The organism is Paraburkholderia sp. GAS206C (genome assembly GCF_050435645.1).
GTDB lineage: Bacteria > Pseudomonadota > Gammaproteobacteria > Burkholderiales > Burkholderiaceae > Paraburkholderia > Paraburkholderia phenazinium_B.
The window spans coordinates 367,993-394,634 of sequence record NZ_JBNDKR010000003.1; the positions used below are offsets into that span (position 1 = coordinate 367,993).

Sequence of the window (26,642 nt, forward strand, 5' to 3'; positions counted from 1 at the left end):
TTTAAAACGTTGACTGTCGACGAGCAGCAAGCCGCATGCCACATCAAGATCGGTCACCCTTACATAGCCCCTCGACAGTAGTCAGAAACATTTGCATAGGAGCGGGCTTTTGCAGGCAGGCATTCCAGGTCTGTACTTCTTCGGCACGCGGCGGCGCGGCCGAATGGACGAGAATAGGCAGAGTCCCAAGCTCAGGATGGGCTTTCAATTGACGGCACAACTCCGCACCGCCCATCAGCGGCATCATCCAGTCGGTGATGACGAGATCGGGGATGCTGACTTTCAGGTGATCGAGGGCTTCCAGACCGTTGCGCGCACAACATACCGCGTATCCTTCGTGGACCAGAATAGCCTGCCATGCGGCGAGCATGTCCGGGTCGTCATCCACAAGCAAGATTGAGTGCATTCGCGACTGCCGGTTCGTGAGCATGGGTTGGGCCGTATTAGCGCATGCAAAAGTCGTTCCATTGTTTGCGGTGCGTCATAATGGGCGAGCGATCAGTTGGCGCGAGGCTGCGAGGTCGACGGTCAACGCCCGCGCCGTAACCGGTTGCGCGATGACGGCCACGGGCGCGAAAGCCGCGCGGAAGTTGTACGGATGAGCCGCAGCGCTTACCGCGTGAACTGTTTGACCCGGTAGAAGCAGATTCCTGTTGTAGAAACGATCTTCACTGAGTGGCCGTTATGACCGATACACCTACCGGGCCCCTGCGCGGGTTCGCAAATTATCTTCGCCGTGAGCGGCTTCGCCTGACCAACCAATGGATGAAGGCGGTCTTCGGCGACGCCGATCTGGTCGAAGCCGACAAGCTGACGTATGAACAGCTTGCCGACCACCTTCCGGAAATTCTCGACGCGCTGTGTCTAGCCCTCGAAGCCGAAGATCTCGAGAAAGTGGAGCCGGCAATCGAGCGTGACGCGCGAATGCACGGCATGGTGCGCTGGCGCCAGGGATACCGGATCGAAGAACTGGTGCGCGAACTCGACCTGTTTCACCAGACGTTGATCGACGCTCTCGATGCGTTTGCGGAGACCGAAAGCGCCTTCACGCGCCGCCATGAGAAACGAGCGGGGCGCCTGATTGCAGAAGCATTGAGTCTCGTCACCTTGATGTCGATACGCGAGGTGGTCAACGAACGCGACCGGAAAATCGACGAATACACCGGCAAGCTTGAACGCGCGAATCACGAATTGAAGTTCAATCAGCGGCTGGTTAGTGATCTGCATGAATCGCGGATGCAAATCACCCGCAGCGTTGTGCATGACCTGCGTAATTTTCTGAACGCGTTTTCGGTTGCTCTGGCGCTGATCGAACGGGCACCTGCGAAGGCGGAAGCTGCGTTGACGTTGGCCAATCGCCAGGCGGCGGATATGAAGCAACTGGTCGACCAGATGGTGGAGTACTCGGTCGTATTGGGGGATAGCAGTCCGCTCGCCGTCGAGCCATTCGACTTGAGAGGGCTGTTCGATGAACTGGTGATATCGTCGAGACCCGCTATCGAGGCAAAGCGCCTGCGTCTGCTTACCGCGTTCGACGCGTCGCTGGCGCCGGTGATTTCGAATCGCCTGAAGCTGAAACAGGTTGCACTCAACCTGCTGTCGAATGCGACCAAGTACACGGCGGCCGGTGAGATAGAACTCGCCATGGCCCGCGTGGGAGACGAGCATTGGTCCATTCGTGTCTCCGATACGGGTATCGGGATTGCGCCTTCGGATGCGGACCGGGTGTTCGATGAATTTGAGCGCGCCGCCGGTGACGATATTCCTGGCACAGGACTGGGACTTGCAATCGTCAAGGAGCTTTGCCGCGTGTTGCATGGACAAATCCATTTCGAGTCGCGCGAGGGGCGCGGGACGACGTTTGAGATCCGCTTTCCATTTGAACTCGAGGTGGTGAGCTAAGCCGTCGTGACGTCGCTATTTTCGCGGAACATTCCGCTCCCTCGTCAGGGTTCGACAAGGGACAACTGTGAAGCGATGGGTTATCCGTATTGCATCGGCGTTTGTCGTGCTGATCGCATTCATCGTAGTGACGGGGAGCGCCTATGAGTTTCTGCGGCGACATCAAGCTCGCCAGGAGTTTCCTCCGCCAGGCAGCCGTTCCCCGAAGTAAAACTTCAGCAGACGAAGATAAGCGCGACGCAGGGTGCCAAGGACAGGGCGATCTGGAAGCAGATGCAGGATGATGAAGCGACGTGGTCGTCCAGAAGCCAGCATCAACTGGTCTACGACTCCAGTCACTACATCCAGTTTCACAGGCCTGATCTGGTGATCAATGCGGTGCTGTCGGTTGTCGATACGGTGCGTGCGGATACCGCTCACTAGACTGACGATGCGCTTCGCTTAAACGGCAGGAAGACGTGTCGCGCTAACGTCAACATTGTCAAAATTTTTGATTGACAAGCTATTCCATGCAATAGAAACTTCATGACATGAACATGCCAGCCCTTATCGCCATCGCGATTAAACACCGAATGATCACCGTATGGGGTAGATCATCGGGGGCGTGTGCGCGTTAGCCAGTAAGCAGGAACGCAAGTCACAAGGCCTCGCCGGAAACGGATGGGGCCTTTTTCTTTTGGTGGCTTCTCCGTCAGTCGGCTCAATCGACGGAGATGACCATGCAACACGCTAGCCCGCAGTTCGATTGCTCCCAGTTATCCGGTGATCATGATGCCGTGCGTGAGACGTACGCGCCGCGGATGGTGATTCACCTGAGTCTCGTGCCACGGCAGACCGTGTCATGGCGGGTCGTCGCGGACTGCGAGGTCCGCGCATACGGCTCGCGTGTATGGCTCACGCGCATATTTTCCCCGCACGACTATTGGATGCAGGTTGGCGACGTGATTCGGATCGCGCGCGGCGAGCGCATCTGGCTGAGCGCCGATGGTGACCGGCCGGTGGAAGTCACTTTGACGAGCGAGTATGTCGAGCGAAGGCGATTGTTAAGGCGAAGACCTTTGCGGTGGTTGCGGCGGCTTTTGGATATTTTGTTGCCGCTGGCCAGGTAGGGGTATTGACGTCAAATTGTGGAAGCGGTCGCGACATACTATATAGGAATGCGAAATGAATAAGAGTGTTCAGGAACAAGTGATGGATCAGATTTCGCCGCGGAAGGCGCGGCTCATTTCCGAGGTGGGGTGGCAATGGATGGTGGGGATCGCCAACATGCTGTTGATACTTGCGTTGTTCGTGTTGGCAGTTGTTAAGGCGCCGTCGAGCGTTAGGTCAAACAATACGCGATGCCTGCAGCAGGTCTCTAACGAGGAGCATGTGAGTCTCGAGGCGTTTTTTCAGAATCCGATGGAGCGGGATGCGATGGTGCAGGCTATGGAGGTTTGTGCTCGATGAGGGGGTACCGGAAGCCGGTACGATGTTACCGATATTCGGTACGCAGGGCTGGTGTCCGGCTACGATGAAGGCAGGATAACGGAGATGGGGTGATTGCCATGGCGAAAGCTTGATGAGAATTCGAGCTTTCGAATTGCTTCGCCACGTGAAAAACGAAAAGCCCCGACGAGTCGGGGCTTTAGTAAAACTGGTGGCGAATCAGGGATTCGAACCCCGGACCTGCGGATTATGATTCCGTCGCTCTAACCGGCTGAGCTAATTCGCCAAAGAAGAAGCGAGATTATGAAGATGGTCGCGGCGCCTGTCAACCCCCGCCGCGGCACGGCGCCAAACCCCGCGACCCGGCCCGAACCAGCCTGAATAAGGCTGGCCCAGCCCCAGAAAACCCCAGCCTCAATCCTGCGCGTAAATATCCGAGTCCTTGGTCTCCTTGACGAACAGCAGACCGATCACCAGGGTAATGAGCGCGATCACGATCGGATACCACAGCCCGGAGTAAATATTTCCCTTCGCCGCGACGATCGCAAACGCCGTAGCCGGCAGGAAGCCACCGAACCAGCCATTGCCGATGTGATACGGCAGCGACATCGACGTATAGCGAATGCGCGTCGGGAACATCTCCACCAGCATCGCCGCAATCGGCCCGTACACCATCGTCACGTAGATCATCATGATCGTCAGGATCACCACGCTCATCGGCCAATTTATCTGTGAAGGATCAGCCTTGGCCGGGTAGCCGGCGGCCTTCAGCGTCGAGCCGAGCGTCTCGTCGAACGCTTTGCCTTGCTCCTTCGCATCCGGCGCCTTGCCGTCGAACGTATTGACCACCGTGTCGCCAACCTTGATCTGCGCGACGGTGCCCGCCGGTGCCGCAACGTTCTCGTAGTTCAAGCCCGCCTTCGACAGCGCGCTCTTCGCGATATCGCACGAAGACGTGAACTTCGACGTGCCCACCGGATTGAACTGGAACGAGCACTCATCCGGGTTAGCGATCACCACAATCGGCGACTTCTGCGTGGCGGCTTCGAGCGCCGGATTGGTGAAGTGCGTCAACGCCTTGAACAGCGGGAAGTAGGTCAGCGCGGCGATCAGCAGGCCGGCCATGATGATCGGCTTGCGCCCAATCCTGTCCGACAGCGAGCCGAAGAACAGGAAGAACGGCGTGCCGATCAGGAGTGCCAGCGCGATCAGGATGTTGGCGGTCGGACCGGCAACCTTGAGCGTCTGCGTCAGGAAGAACAGCGTGTAGAACTGTCCCGTGTACCAGACAACGGCCTGGCCGGCGGTCAGCCCGATGAGCGCGAGAATCACGATCTTCAGGTTCTTCCATTGGCCGAATGCTTCGGTCAGCGGCGCCTTGGACGTCTTGCCTTCGGCCTTGATACGCGCGAACACCGGGGATTCGTGCAGTTGCAACCGGATCCACACCGACACGCCCAGCAGGATGATCGACGCGATGAACGGCACGCGCCATCCCCAGACGCCGAACGAGTCTTCGCCGATCGAGGTGCGCACACCGAGAATCACGAGCAGGGAGAGGAACAGGCCCAACGTGGCTGTCGTCTGAATCCATGCGGTGTAGAAGCCGCGACGGCCGGCCGGAGCATGTTCCGCGACATAGGTCGCAGCACCGCCGTACTCGCCACCGAGCGCCAACCCTTGCAGCAACCGCATAGCGATAAAAATCACCGGCGAAGCCATGCCGATCGCCGCATATCCCGGCAGGAGGCCAACGAGGAAGGTCGATAGACCCATGATCACGATCGTGATCAGGAAAGTGTATTTACGTCCGACCAGGTCGCCCAGTCGGCCGAACACGATTGCACCGAACGGCCGCACGGCGAAGCCTGCCGCGAAGCTAAGCAGTGTGAAGATGAAGCCGGCTGTGGGATTGACCCCGGAGAAAAAGCTCTTGCTGATGAAGACTGCCAGCGAACCGGCAAGGTAAAAGTCGTACCACTCGAAAACAGTGCCTAGCGACGATGCGAAGATCACCCGCTTCTCTTCGTGCGTCATCGGCACGTGGGAGATTTGCCCGCCAACGGTAGCCATATGTCGTCTCCAATATTGATATGTGTACTCGGTCCGCCCGCAAGGCGTACCCGTGTCTCGGATTATTGGAGTGGAAACTTACGGCCTACTGACGTGGCATCTCAAAATCGTGGTGGGGGAGGTGTGGCGTCGAATGTTGGTATTTGTTGTTAAATTAAAGCTAATTATCAGCCATCGTTGATTAAAATGGCGTCATGTTGCAAATTTGCGGCGGTCGAGTCTGGCCCCCGTTAGGGTAAGTCCCGGGCCATTTCTCGCGCCCTCAAGCTGACGCGTACAAGTGTTCCGGCGAGACGCGGCGTGCTTTGATAGACGTTATCGTCGATCGTTAGCGTGCCGCCGTGCATGGTGACGATCTCGCGGACGATCGCCAGCCCGAGTCCGCTGCCGTCGCCCTCGCGCCCCAGGATCCGGTAGAAGCGTTCCACCACCCGCGCCCGTTCGGCAGCTGGAATGCCAAGCCCGGTGTCCTCTACCTCAAGGTGTACCTGGCTGGATGCCGGGTCTGGACGCACCCGCACTGTGATCCGGCCGCCGGCTGGCGTGTAACGGATCGCGTTGTCGATCAGGTTCGACAGCATCTCGCGCAGCATCAGCAGGCTGCCGTCTATTTCAACCGCTTCGTCCGGTCCCTCGTAGCCCAGATCCATCTGTTTGGCGAGTGCCGCCTGCACCCAGTCGCGCACCGCATTGCGCGCGACTTCGGTGATCTCGACCGGCGCAAAAATCTGTCCCGACAGCCGGTTTTCCGCGCGCGCGAGCGCCAGCAATTGCGTGACGAGCCGCGCGGCCTGCTCGGAACTGGTGGCGATCTGCTCGAGGGAACGGTGGACTTCCGCAGACACGTCCTGGCGCAGCGCCAGTTCGGCCTGAGTGCGTAGACCGGCGAGCGGCGTTTTCATCTGATGGGCGGCGTCGGCGATAAAACGCTTTTGCAGCTCCATATTCTGTTCGAGGCGAGTTAGCAGGTCGTTGAACGACGTTACTAGCGGTTCGATCTCCGGCGGAGCGCGGCGCGCTTCGAGCGGCGACAGGTCGTCGGGACGCCGCGCGCGGATATGCGCCTGCAGCGCGTGCAACGGAGCGAGGCCGCGCGAGAGTCCGAACCATACGAGCACGATCGCGAGCGGCAGGATCACGAACTGCGGCAGGATCACGCCTTTGATGATGTCGTTGGCGAGCTGACTGCGTTTGTCGAGCGTCTCGCCCACTTGTACGAGCACCGGCAGCGCACCTGGCGTGTGCGGGAACTCGACCGTCGTGTAAGCGACGCGGATGTCGTTGCCGTGCAGCACGTCGTCGCGGAATTCAACGAGGCCCGGCGGCGGCCGGTCTTCCTCGTGCGGCAGCGGCATATCACGATCGCCGCTCACCAGCTCGCCGCGCGTGCCCAGCACCTGATAGAAGACCTTATCGACGTTGTCCGCGCTCAAGAAGTCGCGCGTCGCAGCGGGCAGGGACAGCTCAGCCACGCCGTTCACCGGATGGATCTGGCGGGCCAGCACGTACGCATCGGTTTCGAGCGCGCGGTCGAACGGGCCGTTGGCGATCGATTTGGCGACCAGGTAAGTGACCGCAATGCTCATCGGCCACAACAGCAGCAGCGGCGCAAGCATCCAGTCGAGGATCTCGCCGAACAGCGAGCGCGGGCGTGCCCCGGCGGCGGCTTCGGTTTCGTCGGGTGGCGCGAACGGGTTCGCGTAGCGGGCGTCGCGCGCCTCGTCGTCGAGGTCCACCGCTGGCGCCGCGGCGCGCTCTGCGCGTGCGGACATGAGCGCTCTCTATTTGAAGGGGTGGCTCGCGGGCATCTGGGCGGATGCGTGCGAGGAGGGCGTATTGGATTCGGGAGTTCCTGTTGTCCCAACTGCCGCGGTGGCCTTCTCCAGGCAGTAGCCAAGGCCGCGCACGGTGAGGATGCGCACACCGCTTGGCTCTATTTTTTTGCGCAGCCGGTGCACGTAGACTTCGATCGCGTTATTGCTGACCTCTTCGCCCCATTCGCACAGATGATCGACCAGTTGCTCCTTCGATACCAGCCGGCCGATCCGCTGCAGCAACACTTCGAGCAGGCCCAGTTCGCGTGCCGACAGCTCGATGATCTGCTCGTTGATGTAGGCAATCCGCCCCACCTGATCGAACGACAGTGAGCCGTGCCTTACCACCGTCGGGCCGCCGCCCGCGCCGCGGCGGGTCAGCGCGCGCACGCGGGCCTCGAGTTCATTGAGCGCGAACGGCTTGGCCATGTAGTCGTCGGCGCCGAGATCGAGGCCTTTGACGCGTTCGTCGACGCTGTCGGCGGCGGTCAAAATCAGCACCGGCAGGTTCGAATTGCGTGCCCGCAGACGGCGCAGCACCTCGAGTCCGGACATGCGTGGCAGGCCCAGATCGAGTATCAGGAGGTCGAAAGTTTGCATCGACAAGGCGGTATCCGCTTCGACGCCGTTCTTCACGTGATCAACGGCGTATGCCGATTGGCGGAGTGATCGAATCAGACCGTCCGCGAGTATGCTGTCATCTTCGGCAATGAGAATTCGCATGATGCGCCAGCCTGGCCTTGCCGGCACCGTAGAAATCCCGGCGCACAGCGGTCTCCAAAGATTTTGTGGGTAGTTTGGTGCAGTTTGACCACACATAAATGCATCGATGTGCGAATCGTGCTTGCCAAAACTACTGTTTTTTTATACAGTGTCTGCGTTTAGTGTGCTGTCTGTGATGAATGGGCCGCACACCTGCCTCAGACGCCGTTCATCATAGCAAAGGACGATTCATGGAAGAAAGCAAGAAAGGCCCGGCTGGACTGACTGCTGAAAAGAGCAAGGCATTGGCTGCCGCGCTCGCGCAGATCGAAAAGCAGTTCGGCAAAGGGTCGGTCATGCGGCTCGGCGCAGGCGAGGCAGTCGAAGATATCCAGGTGGTCTCAACGGGATCGCTCGGGCTCGACATCGCATTGGGCGTCGGCGGTTTGCCGCGTGGCCGGGTGGTCGAAATCTACGGGCCGGAATCGTCGGGTAAAACCACGCTGACGCTGCAAGTGGTCGCTGAAATGCAGAAGCTCGGCGGCACGGCAGCATTTATCGACGCGGAACACGCGCTGGACATCCAGTACGCGGGCAAGCTCGGCGTGAACGTGAACGATCTGCTGGTCTCGCAACCGGATACGGGCGAACAGGCGCTGGAAATCGCAGACGCGCTGGTGCGCTCGGGTTCGATCGACATGATCGTGATCGACTCGGTCGCGGCACTCGTGCCGAAGGCCGAAATCGAAGGCGAAATGGGCGACTCGCTGCCAGGTCTGCAGGCGCGTCTGATGTCGCAGGCGCTGCGTAAGCTCACCGGCACGATCAAGCGCACGAACTGCCTCGTCATCTTCATTAACCAGATCCGTATGAAGATCGGCGTGATGTTCGGCAATCCGGAAACCACCACGGGCGGTAACGCGCTCAAGTTCTATGCATCCGTGCGTCTGGACATCCGTCGTATCGGCTCGATCAAGAAAAACGACGAAGTGATCGGCAACGAAACGCGCGTGAAGGTCGTCAAGAACAAGGTGGCGCCGCCGTTCCGCGAAGCGATTTTCGACATCCTGTACGGCGAAGGCATTTCGCGTCAGGGTGAAGTGATCGACCTGGGTGTGTCCGCGAAGATCGTCGACAAGGCCGGTGCCTGGTATAGCTACAACGGCGAGCGTATTGGTCAGGGTAAAGACAATGCACGCGAATTCCTGCGCGAAAATCCCGAGATCGCACGCGAAATCGAGAACCGCATCCGTGAATCGCTGGGCGTGAATGCGATGGCGGATGTTGCTGCCGGCGCAGGCGCTGAACTCGCAGGCGAAGAGGAGTAATCGCCGCGTGATACGCAAGGGCCGACCTGTATCCAATGCAGGGCGTGATGCGGACGGCCCGCGCGACGGTGACCCAAGTGACTTGACCGGGTCACTGGGTTCACCCGAATCGTCATTCGATCCGTTCGAGTCTTTCGACGCGCACGATCAAGCTTCTGGCCGCGCATCCTCCGCGCGGCGGGGTTCAGCACTGGCGGGGCCAAGCGGCAACACTGACGCCGCCAGTTCGCCCGCAGAAACCACCTACACCCGCTCACGCCGCACACCGGGCGAGGCTCGAGGCGGAGCCCACGATAAGTCCGGTCCCGACCAAGACCGCGCCGCCAAATCAAAAGGCCCTGGCCGCTCCCTGAAGGGTCGCGCACTCGGCTATCTGTCTCGCCGTGAATACAGCCGTGCCGAACTCTCGCGCAAGTTGATGCCCTTCGTCGAAGAGGCCGATTCTCTCGATACCTTGCTCGATTCACTCGAGAAAGAGGGCTGGCTGTCCGATTCGCGCTTTGCCGAAAGCCTGATCCATCGCCGCGCATCGCGTCTCGGCGCCAGCCGGATCGTCGGTGAATTGAAGCGCCATGCGGTTGGCCAGACACTCATCGAGGAAGCCAGCGCACAGTTGCGCGAAACCGAGCTCACACGTGCCCAGGCCGTCTGGAGCAAAAAATACGGTCAGCTTCCGGAAACGCCCGCGGAACGCGCGCGTCAAGCGCGTTTCCTCGCCGCACGGGGGTTTTCCGGCGCGACGATCGGCAAGATTCTCAAGGGTCTCGACGACGAGTGGTCAGGCGATTAGCCTTGTCCCCGGATTGGTGCTGTGCACAATCCAACCTGTCTCAAATACCCGGTATGCTAAAATCAGGTGGTTTTCCAATTCGGCCTTTTCCTTCCGCATGTCGCTTTCCCCGCCCGTCTCCCGTCAGTTGCGCCATCGCCGCGCAATTCGTGCGGAAGCTTACGAGCGCGAGGACGGCCTGTGGGACATAGAGGCGTGCCTAACCGACCAAAAGCCACGTGACGTGGCGCTTGCGTCGGGCGTCCGGCCCAACGGTCAGCCGATCCATGAACTCTGGCTCCGCATTACGATCGATCGCAAGCTCAACGTTGTCGACGCGCAAGCGTCGTCCGACTGGGTGCCCTATCCCGGTCTTTGCGAAGCCACCAATCCCGCCTATCGTGCCCTCATCGGGCTCAATCTGTTCCACAATTTCCGTCGCGAAGCCGCCCGTTTGCTCGGTGGCACGGCAGGTTGCACGCATCTCACCGAGTTGTGCGCTTTCCTTCCTACGGCCGCCATTCAGGCGTTCGCCGGCGACGTGTGGAATACCAATGATGGCAAGCCGCCACACGAAGCGGATTCAGGGGACGCTTCACCTCAAGCCTCAGACGAGCACTCAAACGACAAGCCGCCATTCCAGCTGGGTCGCTGCCACGCGCTGCGATTCGATGGTGAGGCGGTGCGACAGTTTTATCCGCGCTGGTATGGTCGTGCGCCGCGTTCAGCGGAACGCGCGGATGCAGCAAGCGAGCAAAGCCAGTCCGCCGGCAACGGCAACGGCACGTCCCGTTTGAACGACAGCAGCGGAAACGAAGTTCAATCCAACTCTCAGACTGAAGGGAATCACGCATGAAGATTCACGAGTACCAGGGTAAGGAAATCCTGCGGAAATTCGGCGTCGCGGTACCGCGCGGCAAGCCGGTCTTCTCGGTGGATGACGCGGTCAAGGCCGCTGAAGAGCTCGGCGGCCCGGTATGGGTCGTGAAGGCTCAGATCCACGCGGGTGGCCGTGGCAAGGGTGGCGGCGTGAAGGTCGCAAAGTCGCTGGAGCAGGTTCGCGAGTACTCGAACCAGATCCTCGGCATGCAACTCGTCACGCACCAGACTGGCCCGGAAGGCCAGAAGGTGAACCGCCTGCTGATCGAAGAAGGCGCTGACATCAAGAAGGAACTGTATGTCGGCCTCGTGATCGATCGCGTCTCGCAGAAGGTCGTCGTGATGGCGTCGAGCGAAGGTGGCATGGACGTCGAAGAAGTCGCGGAAAAGACGCCTGAGCTGATCCACAAGATCGCTGTCGACCCGTCGACCGGTCTGAAGGACGCCGAAGCGGATGAACTGGCAACGAAGATCGGCGTTCCCGCCGCTTCGCTGCCGCAAGCTCGTGCAATCCTGCAAGGCCTGTACAAGGCATTCTGGGAAACGGACGCGTCGCTCGCAGAAATCAACCCGCTGATCCTGACCGGCGACGGCAAGGTCATCGCGTTGGACGCCAAGTTCAACTTCGATTCGAACGCCCTGTTCCGTCATCCGGAAATCGTCGCTTACCGCGATCTGGACGAAGAAGATCCGGCTGAAGTCGAAGCCTCGAAGTTCGACCTCGCGTACATCTCGCTCGACGGCAACATCGGCTGCCTCGTGAACGGCGCTGGCCTCGCCATGGCAACGATGGACACCATCAAGCTGTTCGGCGGCGAACCGGCGAACTTCCTCGACGTGGGCGGTGGCGCCACGACCGAGAAGGTCACGGAAGCGTTCAAGATCATGCTGAAGAACCCGAATCTGACGGCCATTCTGGTCAATATTTTCGGTGGCATCATGCGCTGCGACGTGATCGCGGAAGGCGTGATTGCAGCTTCGAAGGCTGTCTCGCTGAAGGTGCCGCTCGTGGTCCGCATGAAGGGCACGAACGAAGACCTGGGCAAGAAGATGCTGGCTGAATCCGGCCTGCCGATCATTGCGGCAGACAGCATGGAAGAAGCGGCTCAGAAGGTCGTCGCGGCCGCTGCGGGCAAGGCGTAAGCCTGCCGGGCGTTTACCAGGATTAGCCAGATTACGAATGGCGGCGCGCACGGCGACGCGGGCGGAGAACATTCCGCCGCGCAGTCGGCCAGAGCGCCCGCCAAACGAACAGAGGTCAATACATGTCGATTCTGATCAATAAAGACACGAAGGTCATCACGCAGGGCATCACCGGCAAGACCGGTCAGTTCCACACGCGTGCCTGCCGTGAATATGCAAACGGCCGCGAAGCGTATGTCGCGGGCGTGAACCCGAAGAAGGCCGGCGAAGATTTCGAAGGCATTCCTATCTACGCAAGCGTGAAGGAAGCGAAGGCTGAAACGGGCGCAACCGTCTCGGTCATTTACGTTCCGCCCGCAGGCGCAGCGGCAGCGATCTGGGAAGCCGTCGAGGCGGATCTGGATCTCGCAATCTGTATCACGGAAGGCATTCCTGTCCGTGACATGATCGAGCTCAAGGCACGCATGCGCGCAAAGAACAGCAAGACGCTGCTGCTCGGACCGAACTGCCCGGGCACGATCACGCCGGACGAACTGAAGATCGGCATCATGCCGGGTCACATCCACCGCAAGGGCCGCATCGGCGTCGTGTCGCGTTCGGGCACGCTGACGTATGAAGCAGTCGGCCAGTTGACGGCGATCGGCCTCGGCCAATCGTCGGCAGTCGGTATCGGCGGCGACCCGATCAACGGTCTGAAGCACATCGACGTCATGAAGATGTTCAACGACGATCCGGAAACGGACGCCGTCATCATGATCGGCGAAATCGGCGGTCCGGACGAAGCGAATGCGGCTGAGTGGATCAAGGGCAACATGAAGAAGCCGGTGGTTGGCTTCATCGCGGGCGTCACGGCTCCGGCCGGCAAGCGCATGGGTCACGCAGGCGCGCTGATCTCGGGCGGTGCAGATACGGCTGAAGCCAAGCTGGAAATCATGGACGCATGCGGCATCAAGGTCACGAAGAACCCGTCGGAAATGGCGCGTCTTCTGAAGGCGATGCTGTAAATCGAAATAGGCCAGCCAGTCCGGCCCGTTTTTTGATACTCTTACGAAGTCCTTTCGTAAGAACGAAGTCCTAAAAGCGAGGGAGCGAGCAATTGCTCCCTCGCTTTTTTATGTCGACCGGAGTTAGCGCTTCAGCGCTTGCTCCGGTCCCATGCAGTTTCATCGCGCTTTGCCCGGTTCCAATCGCCGTCTATCCTGCTTTCAATGCTCGCATTCTTCGCCACGCTCCACTGGGGGGCCGTTATCCAGATCATCGTGATCGACATCCTGCTGGGTGGCGATAACGCGGTGGTGATCGCGCTCGCCTGCCGCAATCTGCCGCCGGCGCAGCGCGTCAAGGGCGTGTTGTGGGGGACGGCGGGGGCAATCCTGCTGCGCGTCGCGCTGATAGCGTTTGCGGTGGTGCTGCTCGATGTGCCGCTGCTGAAGTTTGCGGGAGGCCTGTTGTTGCTGTGGATCGGCGTCCGCCTCATGGCGCCCGCACACGACGCTCACGAGCACGTGAAGCCCGCTGACAAGCTGATGACCGCGGTCAAGACCATCATCATTGCCGACGCGGTCATGAGCCTCGATAACGTGATCGCGATTGCTGGCGCGGCGGAAGCGGCGGACCCGGAGCATCGGCTGGCGCTGGTGATCTTCGGGCTGTTGGTCAGCATTCCGCTGATCGTATGGGGCAGCCAGCTCGTGCTGAAGTTGCTGGACCGCTTCCCGATCGTAATTACGCTCGGTGCCGCACTGCTTGGCTGGATTGCGGGCGGCCTGATCATCAACGATCCGGCCGGCGACCGCTGGCCGATTCTCGACTCGCCCGTGGCCGAGTACGGTATGAGCATCGCGGGAGCGCTGTTCGTTGTGATCCTTGGTTACGTGCTTAAACGGCGTAATGCCGAGCGGGCTGCGGCTCAATTGCCGCCCAATGCGCCCCCGGGTTCGCATTGACAACAGGGCACGGCTTCACGCTTTCACAGGCCCATCATCAGGTCCAACGTTAGCCATCTGGCTGACTGTTTAGAATCACCGTGGCTGGCTACGATCAATGCGCCTGTTCCGATTCACGGGGCAGGCGTTTTTCGTTTCTGGAGCCTGCCGATGACCGTTTCTCTCCCCAACTCTTCATTCCGTTGCGTGCTCTTGCGGCGCGACGACCCTGCTGCAGGCGCACCGATCTCCGACCCTGGCGTGCAATGGCCCACGCGGATCGCCCGGGTCAGCCGCAAGCTCGGCTTCACGTTGATCGAACTGATGATCGTGCTCGCGATTGTCGGGGTGATTGCGGCCTATGCCATCCCCGCGTATCAGGACTATCTGGCGCGCAGCCGGGTAGGCGAGGGCCTGTCGCTCGCCACGTCGGCGCGGCTCGCGGTGGCGGAAAACGCCGCCAGCGGCGCGGCGTTCGGGGGCGGTTATGCGCCGCCAACCGCCACGAAGAATGTGGAATCGGTCCATGTGGATGACGACACAGGTCAGATCACCGTGGTCTTCACCACGCGCGTCGCGCCGTCCGGCAGCAATACGCTGGTGCTGGTGCCGTCGGTGCCCGACAACGCCGATACGCCGACCGCCCGGATCGCGCTAGTCAAAGGCTCGGCCCAACCGGGGACGCTGACATGGGAGTGCTTTGCGGGTGGCAAGTTGGCTTCGTCACTGCCCGCGCCGGGCGCAGGCCCGAGCCCAGCGGATCCGCCGACGTTGCCGTCCAATCTGGCGCCGCCCGAATGCCGCAGTTGATGGTTCGGTAAGGAAACGGACTTGCCGATTTCGGGATATTTGAGGCCGTCCGGCGCACAGGGGGAGGATTTTTTTGTATAGTGCGCCGGTTGCTGACGCCCCCGGTTCCTCATGCCCACCCCATTTGCGCGCTTTTTATCTCTGGCCATACTGGCTTGTGCGTTGATTCTGCCTTACGCAGTGGTCAACCATACCTATCCGATTCCGACCTTTTACGCGGAATTTACCGCGCTGACGCTGTATGTGTTGACCAGCGCGGCCGTGGTGCTGCTGGCCTGGACGGAGCGTCGCCGCTTCGAGTTTGAATCGCCCACGGTCGCGCTTGTGCCACTGCTGTTCGGCCTGTTGCTGGTGGTGCAGACGTTTGTGCTGCAGGTCGAGCAGCCGTCGATGAACTGGCTCGGTGCCGGTTATCTGCTGGCGGCCTTCATGGCGACCCACACCGGCTACACCTTCAGCCGGGTCAGGATGAGCGAGGAGGTGCTGCGCTGGGCCGCCTACGCGTTGATTATCGGCGGACTGTTTGCAGTGTTTTGCCAGGTGATCCAGGTGTTCCATCTGGAGACCAAGGTCACGCCGCTCGTGGTTGCGTACAACATCACGGTCGATCGCCGGCCGTTCGGCAACATGGCGCAGGCCAACCACCTCGCCACCTACATCGCCTTCGCGATGACCGGCGCCTTGTTCCTGGTACAGACGCGGCGGCTTCCGCTCATCCTGTGGGCGCTGCTGTCGGTGGTTTTTGCGGGCGGCCTTGCGTTGACCGTCTCACGTGGGCCGTGGTTGCAGATGGGCGTGATCGTCGTGGCTGGGTTCTGGATGGCCTTTGCCGAAGTCCGGCGCAATCCGGTTCTGCGGCGCAGTAACCGCGAATGGTTGACGCCAGTAGCGCTCGGCGTGTTGTTCTTCGTCGTGAACGCGCTGGTTCGTTGGGCCAATGTGCACTATCAGCTCGGTCTGGCCGAATCCGCTGCCGATCGTTTCAAGGATGCCGGTCAGATCGCGCCACGCCTTGCGCTATGGAAATACGGTTGGACGATGTTCAAGGCGCATCCGTTGCTCGGCGTTGGCTGGGGCGAGTTTCCGCGCTACCAGTTCGACTATGTGCGGTCGCTGGGCGCCGTCGAGATCGCTAACAACTCGCACGACATCTTCCTCGATCTGCTAGGTAAAACCGGCCTGATCGGCCTTGCGATCGTGCTGCTCGGCCTGCTGGCGTGGCTCGTGCGCGTGGTGCGTGCTCCGCACACGGCCGCTCGCGTGTTCGGCGTAGCGCTGATCGGCGTGCTGGTGATGCACGCGCTGGTCGAGTATCCGCAGCAGTACATGTTCTTCCTGCTGCCGGCGATGTTCGTGTTTGGCCTGCTGGAGACGCGCTCGTTGCGGCTGGTGCCGAGCCGCGTGTCGTTCGGCGTCTACGCGGTGGTCGTGCTCGTTGGATTGGCCGCGCTGTATCCGGTCTATCGCGACTACAACCGCTCGGAGGTGTTGTACTACGGCTCGAGTCCGGCGCAGCAATACGCCAGCGATCCATCGTTCCTGTTCGGTGCATGGGGCGAGTACGGGATGGCGACGCTGCTGCCGATGAACGCCCAGGATCTCGCTCGCAAGCTCGCCATGCACAGGCAGGCGCTCGCGTTGCTGCCGGGCGAAACGGTGTTGCGACGTTATGCGGTGCTGCAGGCGCTGAGCGGCGACACGAACGGCGCTTTCGACACCGTCGTGCGGTTGAAGATCTTCGCGGAAGAATTGAAGGATTGGCCGTCGCAACAGGCCTATCTGTATCAGCTGTGCGATGAGCAGAAGAGTCTCGCTGGCTTCAAGGCGGAACTGATCAAGCTGTACGGTATGCCGCCGAAAGACGTCAATCAGGATGACGACGATAGCGACGATTGAGTCCGAGCTTCGCGCGTGAGCGCGACGCGGGATGAACGAAAACGCACCGGAAGGGCGGGTAAGCGCAGAAGCAGCGTTTACCCAGCCGCTGCCACCCAGTCCCCAGACTTCCCGCCGTGCTTCTCCAGCACTTTCACATCGGTGATCGTCATGCCGCGGTCCACCGCCTTGCACATGTCGTAGACCGTCAGCAGTCCCACCTGTACAGCGGTCAGTGCTTCCATCTCCACGCCTGTGCGCCCCAACGTTTCCACCTGCACCGTGCAATGCACGCCGGGCAGGGTCTCGTCGAGTTCGAAATCCACTTTGACGCGGGTAAGGGCTAGCGGATGACACAGCGGAATCAGATCGGCGGTGCGCTTGGCTCCTTGAATCGCAGCGATGCGCGCGATGCCGATCACATCGCCTTTCCTGGCGTTGCCGTCGCGGATGAGCGCAAATGTCTCCGGCAGCATACGGATCGAGCCGCGCGCGATAGCGATGCGTTTGGTTTCCTGCTTGGCGCCGACATCCACCATGTGCGCCTGGCCGGCGGCGTCGAAGTGGGTGAGTTCAGGCATGGTGGGGCTCCTTCTGAGAGCGCCAATCATACCAGCGCGATGCGGATGGCAACCCGGACGGAGCGTCGACTATGACGCCGCGTTTTTCGGAGCCGCAGCCTGAGCGGGACTCGCAACAAACCCAAACTGTTCGGCTACCTCGGCGCGTGCGATCGGCTGCAACGGTAGTGTCATCCCGTCACGCCAATAGAACCGGCCAGCGTCACCATCCGCGGCCACCTCGGCGTGCTCGGAAAACAGATCAAGATCGTGGTCATGCAAAACGGCGATTCGCGGCGGCGTTGACGTGTCCGTGAACAGCACACCGCCCTCGTCATCCAGATAAGCCGCGGCAGGCTCAAACGCATTCCCGGCCTGATCGGTCAGCGTCAATGTCGCCTTGGCGCCATCCCCATCATCGAGGCCAAGCCGCACCACCCACGGCGTATAACCCAGTTCCACATACACCCGCTGTGGCCCGTTCTGAAAGAACCACTGCCCACCCGCGTCCGCTTCGTAGTTCCGGTTGATAAAGGCAAGCAACGCCGCATGCCGTATCGGTTCTCCCGGCGCGCCGCGCGCCTGAGCCTCATCGTCACGCATGCGCCAGTTGCCGCGCCGGTCAAGCAGCAGCCAGCCAGTGCAATGCGGCACGTTGGGCCATTTGGCGAGCGCCTGGCGAACGATGTCATCCATGGTCGACGAATGGAGCGAGGTAGTTGAAAACGCGCCGTGACAGCCAGTCGCTGCGCCCCGGAAACGGACCCGTCATGAAGCCGACGTGGCCGCCGTGCCGGGGCTGGTCCAGTTCGATCGCAGCCGACACTTCATGCCGTCCCGGCAACACGGCGCCGGGCAGGAACGGATCGTTCCGCGCGTTGAGCACGAGCGTAGGCACCGTGATCTGCGGCAGCAATGGCCGTGTGGTCGCCTGAGTCCAATAGTCGTCGGTATTGCGAAAGCCGTGCAGCGGGGCCGTGACGATGTTGTCGAATTCGTACATGTTGCGGCTTGCGAGCATCGCGTTGGCGTCGTACAGGCCCGGATACTGTTCGAGCTTCTGCAGCGCCTTCACTTTTAGCGTTTTCAGAAAATTGCGCGTGTACACCTTGCCGAAACCCTGCGATAGCGCCTGACCACCTGCATGCACATCGAGCGGCGCGGAGATTGCCGCGGCGGCAGTGAGAAACGAGGCATCTTCGCGCCGTTCGCCTAGCCAGCGCAGCAGCACATTGCCGCCCAGCGAAACACCTGCCGCGACGATCGGCCCGCGATGCACGTCCCGAAGGCGCCGCAGGACCCAGTCCACTTCGGCGCTATCGGCGAGGTGATAAAAGCGCGGCAACAGGTTCAGCGGTCCGCTGCAACTGCGAAAGTGCGGCACAACCCCGTGCCATCCGCGTTCACGCGCCGCGGCCATCAACGCGCGGGCATAGTGGGAGTTCGAACTGCCCTCGAGGCCGTGAAACAGCACGAAGAGCGGGACGTCGGACGAGGCTTCTTCGTTGTCCCAGGCGCCCGAGGCATCTGCCTCATGCACTAGCCAGTCGAGTTCGATGAAATCGCCATCCGGCGTGTCCCAGCGTTCGCGCCGATAGGTCACCGCGGGAAGTCGTGCAAAGAGGGCCGGGACAATGGTCTGAACGTGGCTGTTCGGCAGCCAGAGCGGCGCGCGGTAGAACATTTCGACGACGCTCGTCTCAACGGCCGCTGCGCAAGCGGTTGCGGGAGAAACGGTCTTGTTGTGCGTCGTACTCATGCCAGCGACCGGAAAAAACAGAAAACGTGAGTCGTCAGTGCAAAGACCCCTGACCATGACGCATTTTCGCAGCAAACTGATTCGCCGCTTCGTTCGGCATCGCACTCGCGTGGATATGTGCGATCTTCCATTCGCCGCGCTCGTGGACCATTACGTAGGTGCTGAAGACCATGGTGGGCGCGACCTTCGGATCCGCCGGGCGGTGCGCTTCCGCAATTGCATACACGACGGTGCCGAGGCTGTCGTACACGCGGATATCCACCGGTTCGATCGACACGGGATTGAGTTCGAGCTGGACGGCGAGGCCGGCGCGGATGGTGTCCAGACCGTGCAGGTGCGAGCCGTCGGCGCTGATGTAGCTGGCAAACTCCTCGTCGATCCACAGGCCCATCAAACTCTCGAGATTGACCTCTGCTACCGCCTGGTAATAGGCGTTGAGAGTATCCGCAGCGGCTTCGAAGATGTGGGCAAAACGTGGCATGGCTCGTCAGTCTCTTGTGCGCGGCGCGCGCGGTTGCGGGCAGCAGTAAAAACAGGACAACCAGGAACAACCCGGCGGGACAACCCGGCGGGACAACCGCGAGGATGCCCGCGCTCCAGGGCGCAGGGATGACGCCGCGTGGCGTGCTTGCAACGCGGCGTACGGCTGCCGGACGGTTCAGCGTTGCGCGAGGAGCATGCCGCGCAGGTCGCCGAATACCTGTTCGGCGCTCAGTTGCCGCAGGCAGTTCAGATGACCGAGCGGACACTCGCGCTCAAAACAGGGACTGCATTCGAGATGCAGCCATTGTACCTTCGCAAGCTCGGACAATGGCGGCGTGTGGCGCGGATCGGTCGAGCCGTAGACAGCCACGAGCGGCCGTCGCAGCGCCGCTGCCACGTGCATCAAACCGGAATCGTTGGTGACCACGGCGTTGGCGCGTGAGATCAGCGCGCACGCTTCGCCCAGCGCGGTTTGTCCGCACAGGTTGCGCACGTTGGGCGAGCGTTCCGCGATCGCCTGGGCGAGCGGCGCGTCTTTCGGCGAACCGAGCGCGATGATTTGCGTGTACGGGAAAGACTGGCCGACGATTTGCGCCAGTGCCGCGAAGTGTTCCGGCGGCCAGCGCTTGGCCGGACCGTATTCCGCGCCAGGGCAAAACACCAGCAGCGGCACCCGCGTATCCAGATTGAAGCGGGCCGACACGCGTGACGCCTCGTTCAGATCGGCGTCGAGCCGGGGCATCGGCAGGTCGTCCGGCACTTTGGCGTCCGGCTTATAGGCTAATGCCGCGTAGTGGCCGACCATCGGCGGACGCGCGTCCTTGCGCGGATTCGAATGGCGCACGTTGAGCAGGCCGTAGCGGCTCTCGCCGGTATAGCCAATGCGCAGCGGAATACCCGCCATCCACGGAATCAGCGCCGATTTGAGCGAATTCGGCAGCACGTAAGCCGCGTCGTAGCCGACATCGCGCAGATCGCTGGACAGCTGCCAGCGCCGCAACATCTGCAGCTTGCCGTGCGCGAGATCGGTCGCATGGACGTCGCGGATCTCCGGCATGCGTTCGAGCACAGGCGCCACCCACGAGGGCGCAACCGCGTCGATCGCGAGGCGGGGATGCAGCTTCATGAGGCGCGAGAACAACGGCTGCGCCATCAATGCGTCACCGATCCAGTTCGGTGCGATAACCAACGCGCGACGCATCAGGGTGAGTTTCCGGTGTCGAAAGAACGCGCCGCACGCATCGGCGCGCAGCGTTCTGGTTTTAGCAGGGAAGCGGCCGCATGCCTGCGCGCGGCGCCAGGATAAGTGGCTCCGCGCGCAGCATGCGGCCTGAGTGTGGTGGGCGCGCCCAGCCGGTGAGCGGCTTTCAGTGGCCTTTGACCACTTCGCCGTCACGCAGCTTGTAGCGCGTGCCGCAGTATGGGCAGCGCGCTTCGCCGTGCGTCACGTCGATAAACACGCGCGGATGGGCGCTCCAGCGTGCCATCGACGGGTTCGGACAGTAGGCGGGCAGGTCTTTTGCCGTCAGTTCGACCAGCGGCATTTCCTTGATTTCGCTCATGGGGGCTTTCTCGATAGAGACAGGGCGCAGGCGCGCCGCAATGGCGGCCTGCGTTAATTTCATTCGGACTTAGACCTTGCTCAGCCAGTGCGCGTACTTCTCGCTCTTGCCGTTGACAATGTCGAAGAAGCCGCTTTGCAGCTTTTCCGTGATCGGGCCGCGTGCGCCGGAGCCGATCGTGCGGTTGTCGAGTTCGCGGATCGGCGTGACTTCAGCGGCTGTGCCGGTGAAGAAGGCTTCGTCGCAGGTATAGACCTCGTCGCGCGTGATGCGCTTTTCGATCACTTCGATGCCGGCATCTTTCGCCAGCGTGATGACCGTGTCGCGCGTGATGCCGTCGAGGCACGACGAGAGGTCCGGCGTGTACAGCTTGCCGTTGTTCACGAGGAAGAAGTTTTCGCCGGAGCCTTCCGACACGTAGCCGTCCACGTCGAGCAGGAGCGCTTCGTCGTAGCCGTCGGCAGTGGCTTCCTGGTTGGCGAGGATCGAGTTCACATACCACCCCGAGGCCTTGGCGCGGACCATGGAAACGTTCACATGGTGACGCGTGAACGACGAAGTCTTCACGCGGATGCCCTTCGCCAGGCCGTCTTCGCCAAGATAGGCACCCCACGGCCAGGCGGCGATGGCCACGTGGATCGTGTTGCCCTTGGCCGACACACCTAGCTTTTCCGAGCCGACCCAGATGATCGGGCGCAGATAGCAGGATTCGAGCTTGTTCTCGCGCACCACTTCGCGTTGCGCTGCGGCGAGCGTTTCGTGGTCGAACGGCACGTCCATCTGGAAGATCTTGGCCGAATTCAGCAGACGCTTGGTGTGTTCCTGGAGACGGAAAATGGCTGTGCCGTTAGCGGTCTTGTAGGCGCGCACGCCTTCGAAAACCCCCATGCCGTAGTGCAGTGTATGGGTGAGGACGTGGATCTTGGCGTCGCGCCAGTCGATGAGTTTGCCATCCATCCAGATCTTGCCGTCGCGGTCGGCCATTGACATACGATTCTCCAGCAGTGCGTTGTGAGGGGCGCGCCAGGCCGTACAGCGGTTCGGCAAGCGGCGAAGACCGTCATTTTAACGTCTTTTGCACACGGAACGGGCATTTGGCCGCACCCAGGACGCTATAATCCGGCCTCACATATTACAAATCCGATTGCGCCAGCGGGTGCTGGTCGGCCCGGCGCCGACTCCATGCCGCCGCGGCGTCGTCCCGCGCCGAGGCGCCCCGTCCGATGCTCGCCAGCCTGACCGATTTCCAGCGTCGTAGCTTTCGCGAAGGCGTGCGAGATTACTCACCCACGCTGATGGCGATCTTCTCGTGGGGGCTCGTCACGGGCATCGCGATGAGCAAATCGGCGCTCACGCTGCCGCAGTCGCTCACCATGTCGCTGCTCTGCTATGCTGGTTCGTCGCAACTGGCCGTGCTGCCGTTGCTCGCCGCCAAATTGCCGGTCTGGACCGTGCTGCTGACCGCCGCCATGGTGAATACGCGTTTTGTGATTTTCAGCGCAGGACTCGCACCGCATTTCTCCTATCTGCCCATGTGGCGCCGGATCGTCCTCGGTTATTTCAACGGCGACGTCATCTATCTGCTGTTCCAGAAGAAAAGCTTTCAGACCGGTTACGTGCCGGGCAAGGAGCCGTACTATTGGGGCATGGCGAGCGCGAGCTGGTTGTCCTGGCAGGTCTCGTCGATCATCGGCATTCTGCTCGCCAGCCTGATTCCGGATAACTGGGGTCTCGCGCTCGCGGGCACGCTGGCGCTGATTCCCGTGATGGTGTCGGCCATCAACAGCCGTGCAACACTGGTTGCCGTGAGCGTGGCCGGCGTCGTGGCGCTGCTGGGCTTCGATCTGCCGTACCGGCTGGCCTTGCCGCTTGCGGTGATTGCGGCGATTGTCGCCGGCAGCGCGGCGGATCTGATGGTCGAGCGCGCCGACCTGCGCCGCATCCGCAACCGCGCCGGGGATTCCCCGGAGGGTTCGCCATGACCAGCACGCAAATCTGGATCGCCATCTTCGGCATGATGTTCGTCACGACATTGACGCGCGCGCTGTTCCTGATCGGCGGCGAGCGCACGGTTTTGCCGGAGCGCCTGCGGCGTATGTTGCGCTACGCGCCGGCTGCGGCGCTCGCTGCGGTTGTGCTTCCCGACGTGCTGGTCACTCCTGACGGACTGTCATTCGGGCTCTCCAACCACGAGTTTTACGCGACGCTCGCCGGGCTCGGCTGGTTCCTGTGGCGGCGCACGATGCTCGGCACGATTGTCGTCGGCATGCTGACTTTCACGATCCTCCGTCTTGTATTTCACTGACCTTGGTCTTGTTGTTGCGTTGCAGCATCCGGGCCTATCTCCCAAATACGGGACATTCGCTTCGGCACGGGGCATCGCGGGGTGGGGATCGGTTAAAATGGTCGACTCCCGGATCACCGCGCGACGCTGCGGCAGATGCCGCCAGTGCCTGTTCGCAGAGCCACCCCTGCGGGGCTCGTGAGCGGAGGCTGTTCGCGCGCTGTCCGTCTCCGCCTTCCAATCAACTCGCAATCCAACGCTCATGAACCAGGTACTGCGTCTCTCCGATCTGATCTCCGAAGGCAAGCTGTCCGGCAAACGCGTGTTTATCCGTGCCGATCTGAACGTTCCGCAGGACGATCAAGGCAACATCACCGAAGACACCCGCATCCGCGCCTCCGCGCCGGCCATCAAGGCCGCGCTCGACGCCGGCGCCGCCGTGATGGTGACCTCGCATCTGGGCCGTCCTGTCGAGGGCGATTTCAAGCCGGAAGACTCGCTCGCGCCGGTCGCGAAGCGTCTGGCCGAATTGCTCGGCCGCGACGTGCCGGTGGTGGCGAACTGGGTCGAAAACGGCGTGAACGTCGCGCCAGGCCAGGTCGTGCTGCTGGAAAACTGCCGCGTCAACAAGGGCGAAAAGAAGGATTCCGACGAGCTCTCGCAAAAGATGGCGAAGCTCTGCGACATCTACGTCAACGACGCGTTCGGCACTGCGCACCGCGCCGAAGCGACTACGCACGGCATCGCGAAGTACGCGCCTGTGGCTTGCGCAGGTCCGCTGCTCGCGGCTGAACTCGAAGCGCTCGGCAAGGCGCTCGGCGCGCCGAAGCGTCCGCTGGTGGCGATTGTCGCCGGCTCGAAGGTGTCCACCAAGCTGACCATTCTGAAGTCGCTGGCCGAGAAGGTCGATCAGTTGATCGTGGGCGGCGGCATCGCCAATACGTTCATGCTGGCTGCCGGCCTGAAGATCGGCAAATCGCTCGCCGAAGCGGATCTGGTGAACGAAGCCAAAGCCATCATCGACGCTGCGAAAGCACGCGGGGCCTCGGTGCCGATCCCGACTGACGTCGTCACGGCCAAGGAGTTCTCGCCGACCGCCAAGGCTGAAGTGAAGGCTGTAGCCGACGTGCAGGACGACGACCTGATTCTCGACATCGGACCGGAAACTGCCAAGGCGCTCGCCGCGCAACTGGAAAAAGCCGGCACGATTGTCTGGAACGGCCCGGTCGGCGTGTTCGAATTCGACCAGTTCGGCAACGGCACGAAGACTTTGGCCGATGCGATTGCCAAATCGCCGGCGTTCTCGATTGCCGGTGGCGGCGACACGCTCGCGGCCATCGCCAAGTACGGCATCCACGACAAGGTCAGTTATATCTCGACGGGCGGCGGCGCGTTCCTCGAATTCCTCGAGGGCAAGAAGCTGCCGGCGGTCGAAGTCCTGGAATCGCGGGCTTAATCAACGTGACGACACGTTCCCCATCGGCGAAAACTGCAAAGACGCGCGTGAAGTCGTCGGCCAGCAAGAACGCAGGCTCCGTGGCCTCCGCCAAGGTGAAGGCGGCAACGAAACCAGCAGCCACGCAGGGCGCGGGGGCCACGCAGTCAGTCGCAGCAGGGGAGCGTGCTCCAGCTTCCACCGCTACACCGCAGCACACTGTTTCCACAGTTTCACCCGCCGGTCATGCCGGCGGCGCAGTATCCGCCGTACCGCTGGCGTCCCGCACGCTGGTCTCGAACACCGCTTCATTCCACAAGAAAGCGACGCCGGTTTCAACCGGCGCGCAGCCCCAGGCAGCTTCCATCGGTGCGCAGCCTCCGCACCCAACTCGCAGCGCTCTTTCCAGCGATCCCATCCAGACGAGGAGACTCATGCATCGCGCCACCAAGATTGTCGCCACCATCGGCCCGGCTTCCAGTACGCCCGAAATCCTGTCGCAAATGATTAAGGCAGGGCTCGATGTGGTACGCCTCAACTTCTCGCACGGCACGGCCGACGACCACCGCCAGCGCGCCGAATACGTGCGCGAAGCGGCCCGTCAGGCGGGCCGCGAAGTCGCCATCATGGCCGACCTTCAAGGCCCGAAGATCCGGGTCGGCAGGTTTGAAAACGGCAAGACCACGCTCGTTCCCGGCAACGCTTTTGTCCTCGATTCCGAATGCGAACTCGGTAACGACGACCGCGTCGGCCTCGACTACAAAGACCTGCCACGCGACCTGAAACCGGGCGACGTGCTGTTGCTCAACGACGGCCTGATCGTGCTCGACGTCGTGCGCGTGCTCGGCAGCGAGATCCACACCACCGTGAAGATCGGCGGTGAGCTGTCGAACAACAAGGGTATCAATCGCCAGGGCGGCGGCCTCACGGCGCCGGCGCTGACGGCCAAAGACATGGAAGACATCCGCACGGCGATGTCGCTCGGCGTGGATTACGTCGCGGTCTCGTTCCCGAAGAACGCCACCGACATGGAAATGGCCCGCCAGCTCGCGAACATCGCGGGCGCGCCCTACGGCATCAAGCCGAAGATGATCGCCAAGATCGAGCGCGCGGAAGCGATTCCAGCGCTGCAAGGCATCCTCGACGCCTCCGACGGCATCATGGTCGCGCGTGGCGACCTGGCTGTTGAAGTGGGCAATGCCGCGGTCCCGGCGCTGCAAAAGCGCATGATCCGCATGGCGCGCGAATCGAACAAGTTCGTGATCACCGCCACGCAGATGATGGAGTCGATGATCTACGCGCCGGTGCCGACCCGCGCCGAAGTGTCGGACGTCGCCAATGCGGTGCTGGACGGCACCGACGCGGTCATGCTCTCCGCCGAATCCGCTGCCGGCAAGTACCCGGTGCAGACCATCGAAACGATGGCCGCGATCTGCGTCGAAGCGGAGAAGTCGGAGCAGTCCGAGCTGGACAAGGATTTCCTCGACCGCACGTTCACCCGCATCGACCAGTCCATCGCCATGGGCGCGCTGTTCACGGCGTTCCACCTGGGCGCCAAGGCGATTGTCGCGTTGACGGAGTCGGGCTCGACCGCACTGTGGATGTCGCGTCACTGGACCCATGTGCCGATTTTCGCGCTCACGCCGCGAGTGGGCAGCGAGCGCGCCATGGCGATCTACCGCAACGTCACCTCGCTGCATCTCGACACCAGCAGCGATCGCGACACCGCGCTGCAGCAGGCGCTGGAGACGGTGGTAAGCAAGGGCTACGCATCGCGCGGCGACATGGTCGTACTGACCGTGGGCGAGCCGATGGGTCAGGCCGGCGGAACGAACACACTGAAGATCGTGCGGGTGGGCGAACCGTACTGATCAGCTTCAAACTGCTCGAATCGGCACGGCGAAGCAGTCG

At 61.7% G+C, this 26,642-nt stretch carries 28 protein-coding genes and 1 tRNA gene; 16 read left to right on the plus strand and 13 right to left on the minus strand.

The annotated features are described in order from the left end of the window. Positions 1-43 precede the first annotated feature (43 nt). Positions 44-406 carry a response regulator gene (locus tag P3T20_RS10010; protein WP_429286802.1) on the minus strand — a complete coding sequence of 121 codons (363 nt, stop codon included), beginning with the start codon at positions 404-406 and terminating at the stop codon, positions 44-46. A 278-nt stretch (positions 407-684) separates the two neighbouring features. Here P3T20_RS10010 and P3T20_RS10015 point away from each other — a divergent pair, with 278 nt between their 5' ends. The 4 genes from P3T20_RS10015 (at position 685) to P3T20_RS10030 (ending at position 3,351) form a co-directional block, all read left to right on the plus strand. Next, the gene (locus P3T20_RS10015; protein ID WP_429286803.1) at positions 685-1,902 is read left to right on the plus strand and encodes a sensor histidine kinase; all 1,218 of its coding nucleotides are present in this window, start codon (positions 685-687) and stop codon (positions 1,900-1,902) included. A 273-nt stretch (positions 1,903-2,175) separates the two neighbouring features. Then, positions 2,176-2,325: a hypothetical protein gene (locus tag P3T20_RS10020; RefSeq protein ID WP_429286804.1), complete on the plus strand. Its 150-nt coding sequence runs from the start codon at positions 2,176-2,178 to the stop codon at positions 2,323-2,325. 290 nt (positions 2,326-2,615) lie between these two features. Beyond that, positions 2,616-3,011, plus strand: coding sequence for a DUF2917 domain-containing protein (locus P3T20_RS10025; RefSeq protein WP_429286805.1), 396 nt, complete (start codon positions 2,616-2,618; stop codon positions 3,009-3,011). Between the two features lie 55 nt (positions 3,012-3,066). Then, complete coding sequence (locus P3T20_RS10030; RefSeq protein WP_429286806.1) at positions 3,067-3,351, plus strand: hypothetical protein; 285 nt, start codon at positions 3,067-3,069, stop codon at positions 3,349-3,351. Between the two features lie 188 nt (positions 3,352-3,539). Here the strand turns inward: P3T20_RS10030 and P3T20_RS10035 are convergent. From P3T20_RS10035 to P3T20_RS10050, 4 genes are all read right to left on the minus strand, one after another. After that, positions 3,540-3,616 (minus strand) — tRNA-Met (locus P3T20_RS10035). A 128-nt stretch (positions 3,617-3,744) separates the two neighbouring features. Then, a complete protein-coding gene (locus P3T20_RS10040; RefSeq protein ID WP_074263435.1) occupies positions 3,745-5,403 on the minus strand; it encodes an MFS transporter in 1,659 nt (552 codons plus the stop codon). Positions 5,404-5,633: 230 nt separating this feature from the next. Beyond that, on the minus strand, positions 5,634-7,175 hold the full coding sequence (locus P3T20_RS10045) for a sensor histidine kinase N-terminal domain-containing protein (RefSeq protein ID WP_429286807.1): 1,542 nt from the start codon (positions 7,173-7,175) through the stop codon (positions 5,634-5,636). Between the two features lie 9 nt (positions 7,176-7,184). Next, positions 7,185-7,940, minus strand: a complete 756-nt coding sequence (locus P3T20_RS10050) for a response regulator (protein ID WP_429286808.1) — start codon at positions 7,938-7,940, stop codon at positions 7,185-7,187. 230 nt (positions 7,941-8,170) lie between these two features. On the opposite strand from P3T20_RS10050, the gene recA reads away from it, so the two are divergent. The 8 genes from recA (at position 8,171) to P3T20_RS10090 (ending at position 16,669) form a co-directional block, all read left to right on the plus strand. Next, entirely contained in the window at positions 8,171-9,247 is a 1,077-nt protein-coding gene (recA, locus tag P3T20_RS10055; protein ID WP_074263438.1) for a recombinase RecA, read from the plus strand. Further along, positions 9,201-10,037, plus strand: coding sequence for a recombination regulator RecX (recX, locus tag P3T20_RS10060; RefSeq protein ID WP_429286809.1), 837 nt, complete (start codon positions 9,201-9,203; stop codon positions 10,035-10,037). Before recA ends, recX begins: the two co-directional genes overlap by 47 nt. A gap of 97 nt (positions 10,038-10,134) precedes the next feature. Beyond that, positions 10,135-10,872 carry a DUF2889 domain-containing protein gene (locus P3T20_RS10065; RefSeq protein ID WP_429286980.1) on the plus strand — a complete coding sequence of 246 codons (738 nt, stop codon included), beginning with the start codon at positions 10,135-10,137 and terminating at the stop codon, positions 10,870-10,872. After that, on the plus strand, positions 10,869-12,038 hold the full coding sequence (sucC, locus tag P3T20_RS10070) for an ADP-forming succinate--CoA ligase subunit beta (RefSeq protein WP_074263440.1): 1,170 nt from the start codon (positions 10,869-10,871) through the stop codon (positions 12,036-12,038). Before P3T20_RS10065 ends, sucC begins: the two co-directional genes overlap by 4 nt. Before the next feature lie 122 nt (positions 12,039-12,160). After that, positions 12,161-13,042, plus strand: coding sequence for a succinate--CoA ligase subunit alpha (gene sucD, locus P3T20_RS10075; RefSeq protein ID WP_074263441.1), 882 nt, complete (start codon positions 12,161-12,163; stop codon positions 13,040-13,042). A 204-nt stretch (positions 13,043-13,246) separates the two neighbouring features. Further along, on the plus strand, positions 13,247-13,984 hold the full coding sequence (locus tag P3T20_RS10080; protein WP_429286810.1) for a TerC family protein: 738 nt from the start codon (positions 13,247-13,249) through the stop codon (positions 13,982-13,984). Positions 13,985-14,134: 150 nt separating this feature from the next. After that, positions 14,135-14,773 carry a pilin gene (locus P3T20_RS10085; RefSeq protein WP_074263443.1) on the plus strand — a complete coding sequence of 213 codons (639 nt, stop codon included), beginning with the start codon at positions 14,135-14,137 and terminating at the stop codon, positions 14,771-14,773. Positions 14,774-14,884: 111 nt separating this feature from the next. Next, the gene (locus P3T20_RS10090; protein ID WP_074263444.1) at positions 14,885-16,669 is read left to right on the plus strand and encodes a PglL family O-oligosaccharyltransferase; all 1,785 of its coding nucleotides are present in this window, start codon (positions 14,885-14,887) and stop codon (positions 16,667-16,669) included. A gap of 77 nt (positions 16,670-16,746) precedes the next feature. Here P3T20_RS10090 and moaC read toward each other — a convergent pair whose 3' ends face one another. From moaC to P3T20_RS10125, 7 genes are all read right to left on the minus strand, one after another. Beyond that, positions 16,747-17,229, minus strand: a complete 483-nt coding sequence (gene moaC, locus P3T20_RS10095) for a cyclic pyranopterin monophosphate synthase MoaC (RefSeq protein WP_074263445.1) — start codon at positions 17,227-17,229, stop codon at positions 16,747-16,749. 69 nt (positions 17,230-17,298) lie between these two features. Beyond that, entirely contained in the window at positions 17,299-17,904 is a 606-nt protein-coding gene (locus P3T20_RS10100) for a DUF2946 family protein (RefSeq protein WP_429286811.1), read from the minus strand. Then, positions 17,897-18,967, minus strand: a complete 1,071-nt coding sequence (locus tag P3T20_RS10105; RefSeq protein WP_429286812.1) for a hydrolase — start codon at positions 18,965-18,967, stop codon at positions 17,897-17,899. Before P3T20_RS10105 ends, P3T20_RS10100 begins: the two co-directional genes overlap by 8 nt. 34 nt (positions 18,968-19,001) lie before the next feature. Beyond that, complete coding sequence (locus P3T20_RS10110) at positions 19,002-19,448, minus strand: nuclear transport factor 2 family protein (RefSeq protein ID WP_074263447.1); 447 nt, start codon at positions 19,446-19,448, stop codon at positions 19,002-19,004. A 177-nt stretch (positions 19,449-19,625) separates the two neighbouring features. After that, a complete protein-coding gene (gene waaF / locus P3T20_RS10115) occupies positions 19,626-20,651 on the minus strand; it encodes a lipopolysaccharide heptosyltransferase II (protein WP_074263448.1) in 1,026 nt (341 codons plus the stop codon). A gap of 166 nt (positions 20,652-20,817) precedes the next feature. Continuing rightward, positions 20,818-21,012 (minus strand): zinc-finger domain-containing protein, encoded by a 195-nt coding sequence (locus P3T20_RS10120; RefSeq protein ID WP_074263449.1) that lies wholly within the window; start codon positions 21,010-21,012, stop codon positions 20,818-20,820. Positions 21,013-21,081: 69 nt separating this feature from the next. Then, positions 21,082-22,002 (minus strand): branched-chain amino acid transaminase, encoded by a 921-nt coding sequence (locus P3T20_RS10125; protein WP_074263450.1) that lies wholly within the window; start codon positions 22,000-22,002, stop codon positions 21,082-21,084. A gap of 233 nt (positions 22,003-22,235) precedes the next feature. Between P3T20_RS10125 and P3T20_RS10130 the strand changes: the two genes are divergently transcribed. From P3T20_RS10130 to P3T20_RS10140, 3 genes are all read left to right on the plus strand, one after another. After that, complete coding sequence (locus P3T20_RS10130) at positions 22,236-22,994, plus strand: AzlC family ABC transporter permease (protein ID WP_074263451.1); 759 nt, start codon at positions 22,236-22,238, stop codon at positions 22,992-22,994. Continuing rightward, positions 22,991-23,317, plus strand: coding sequence for an AzlD domain-containing protein (locus P3T20_RS10135; RefSeq protein WP_074263452.1), 327 nt, complete (start codon positions 22,991-22,993; stop codon positions 23,315-23,317). The genes P3T20_RS10130 and P3T20_RS10135 overlap by 4 nt, the downstream gene beginning before the upstream one ends. 241 nt (positions 23,318-23,558) lie before the next feature. Next, positions 23,559-24,752: a phosphoglycerate kinase gene (locus P3T20_RS10140; protein ID WP_074263453.1), complete on the plus strand. Its 1,194-nt coding sequence runs from the start codon at positions 23,559-23,561 to the stop codon at positions 24,750-24,752. Positions 24,753-24,975: 223 nt separating this feature from the next. Here P3T20_RS10140 and P3T20_RS10145 read toward each other — a convergent pair whose 3' ends face one another. Further along, on the minus strand, positions 24,976-25,167 hold the full coding sequence (locus tag P3T20_RS10145) for a hypothetical protein (RefSeq protein ID WP_143787464.1): 192 nt from the start codon (positions 25,165-25,167) through the stop codon (positions 24,976-24,978). Here P3T20_RS10145 and pyk point away from each other — a divergent pair. Further along, on the plus strand, positions 25,166-26,602 hold the full coding sequence (gene pyk / locus P3T20_RS10150; RefSeq protein WP_074263454.1) for a pyruvate kinase: 1,437 nt from the start codon (positions 25,166-25,168) through the stop codon (positions 26,600-26,602). The two genes, P3T20_RS10145 and pyk, sit on opposite strands and share 2 nt — an antisense overlap. Positions 26,603-26,642 lie beyond the last annotated feature (40 nt).